Below are 1,253 nucleotides of genomic sequence, written 5' to 3'. Positions count from 1 at the left end.
GGCCATGACAGCGTCGTCATCATGGCGGTCGACCAGCAGACGGGTTCGCTGAGCCTCGTCGGCTATATCTCTTGTGGTGGCGCGACGCCGCGCAATCTGGCGCTGACGCCGTCAGGCGGCCATCTGTTTTCCGCCAACCAGAACGCCGACCGCATCTCGATCTTCGCTCGCGACGCCGAGACCGGCATACTCAGCGACACCGGGCGCGCCATCGAGATCGGCACGCCGATGTGCGTCAAGATCGTGCGCTGAACGCCGACAACTGTGAAGCCTTGGACAAAATCGCCCTGGGCTCAAGCCTGTTGTATTGCCGAGAGCTTCCAGTTCGAGCCATTCTCACGCACGAATGTCCACAGCTCGGTCGTCTCTGTCGGATGATCATCGTCGCCCGCGACGACCTTGCCGCTGGCCCGTTCGCGCGTCACGTCACGAGACTCGTAGCGCAATGCGGCCGTGGCGTAGTCGCGGTCATCCTCACGCCAGCTTTCAGCGACGTCGGCCTGCAGCAACGTGATGTCCGTTACCTCGTTCCTGAGACCTTTCTGGGCATTGTCGGCCAGCTCTTCCGACAGATAGGATACCATTTCGGGGGTAACAGCCCGGCGCAGAGCGGCATGGTCTTCGCGCCCGAATGCTTCCTGGACATCGGTCAACAGCTGCTGGAATGCGTCGAGGTCGGTCTGAGCCAGCGTGATCTCATCAGAACCGATGGCCGGAGAGCTTCCGCCCGAACCACCGCCAAAGCCGGGAATTGTGAAGGAGCCTGCAGTCTGCTGCCCTGCCGTTGCGCGGTTCTCAAATCTCGAAGCCTGGGCATTGCCGACACCGGCGAGCGCTGGCGCAGGACCACGCGCCGATTGCGAGCGGAAGAAGCGGATAGCCAGCATGATCGCGCCACCGATGAGCAGGGCCTGAAGCAGGAAACCGAACATTCCGGCCAGGCCGCCGAAGCCTTGGCCGACGAGCAGGCCGATCAGGCCGCCGAGCAGCAGGCCCCGCATCATCGTTCCCCCGAAGCCGCTCATGAAGCCGGGCCTCTGCGGGCCGGCCTGTGGCTGCCGGGCCGCGTTGTTCACACCGGTGTTGGGCGTCATCGAACGCTCGACCGGAGCGGTCGGGGCCGGCGCGGTCCTGGTCGGCGGTGCCGATTGGAACGTGCGCATGCCACGACTGCCGAAACTGCCGCCGCGGCGCGCCTCGGCATGGTCTATCGCGACCATCGAAAACGCCAGGAACAGTCCTGCAAAGAGGGC

The 1,253-nt window shown here is 64.6% G+C and carries 2 protein-coding genes; one reads left to right on the top strand and one right to left on the bottom strand.

The features are described from left to right. A partial coding sequence (locus EN906_RS34470; protein ID WP_164777624.1) for a beta-propeller fold lactonase family protein occupies positions 1-252 on the top strand: 252 nt, incomplete at its 5' end. Between the two features lie 41 nt (positions 253-293). On the opposite strand, the gene EN906_RS34465 is transcribed toward EN906_RS34470, so the two are convergent. Continuing rightward, positions 294-1,253: Tim44 domain-containing protein (locus EN906_RS34465; RefSeq protein ID WP_245484398.1), on the bottom strand; the 960-nt coding region annotated here is incomplete at its 5' end.

Origin of the sequence: Mesorhizobium sp. M7A.F.Ca.CA.004.06.1.1 (assembly GCF_003999135.1) — a bacterium.
In the GTDB taxonomy this organism is placed as follows: Bacteria; Pseudomonadota; Alphaproteobacteria; order Rhizobiales; family Rhizobiaceae; genus Mesorhizobium.
The sequence above is the reverse complement of the archived record's forward strand: the minus strand, read 5'-3'. Positions and strand labels throughout refer to the sequence as shown.